Origin of the sequence: Ruminococcus callidus ATCC 27760 (assembly GCF_000468015.1) — a bacterium.
In the GTDB taxonomy this organism is placed as follows: Bacteria; Bacillota; Clostridia; order Oscillospirales; family Ruminococcaceae; genus Ruminococcus_C; species Ruminococcus_C callidus.
Window position 1 is genome coordinate 5,727 of sequence record NZ_KI260332.1, and the last position, 798, is coordinate 6,524.

Sequence of the window (798 nt, forward strand, 5' to 3'; positions counted from 1 at the left end):
CTGGTACCGCAGGCGACAAGCAGCTGTACGCAGAATTTGCTCCCAATGGTGCAAAGACTGCAACTCTGTATTACACCATTTCCACCAAGGACACCAACTCCAGCGGTGCATTCGGCACATGGACAGGCTCCTGGGTGCAGGAAGACTTTGAGGTTACCGTTGGTGCAAACGGTGAGTGCAAGGTGTCCTACAACATTCCGTCCAACGTTGGTGCAACTGTCAAGGCAATGGTCTTTTATCCGGACGCAAGCAGCGTTGAGATCGAAAAGGTCGTTCTGGACGAAAGCAGCACACCGGTCACCACAACTGTTGCTACCAGTGGAAATACTTCCGGCGGCGGCAAGAATGCCAATATCACCACCGGCACACAGACTGGTACCGCAGGCGACAAGCAGCTGTACGCAGAGTTTGCTCCCAACGGTGCAAAGTCTGCAACGCTGTACTACACCATTTCTACCAAGGACACCAACTCCAGCGGTGCATTCGGCACATGGACTGGTTCCTGGGAACAGACTGACTTTGAGGTTAGCGTTGGTGCAAATGGTCAGTGCAAGGCAACTTATAACATTCCGTCCAATGTAGGTCAGACTGTCAAGGCAATGGTCTTCTATCCGGACGCAAGCAGCGTCAAGATCGACAAGGTCGTTCTGGACGAGGGAAGCAGCAGCAACCCGACAACCAATGCAACTACTACCAAGCATAACCCGACTACAACTGCTACTACTGCTGCGGCAAGCGGCGATGACAAGACTGCAAACATTACAACCGGCACACAGACTGGTACCGCAGGCGACAAGC

General features: G+C 53.1%; 1 protein-coding gene. It reads left to right on the plus strand.

Annotated elements, in window-relative coordinates; genetic code table 11:
- On the plus strand, window positions 1-798 hold a 798-nt coding region (locus RUMCAL_RS03480; RefSeq protein ID WP_021681137.1), incomplete at both ends, for a hypothetical protein.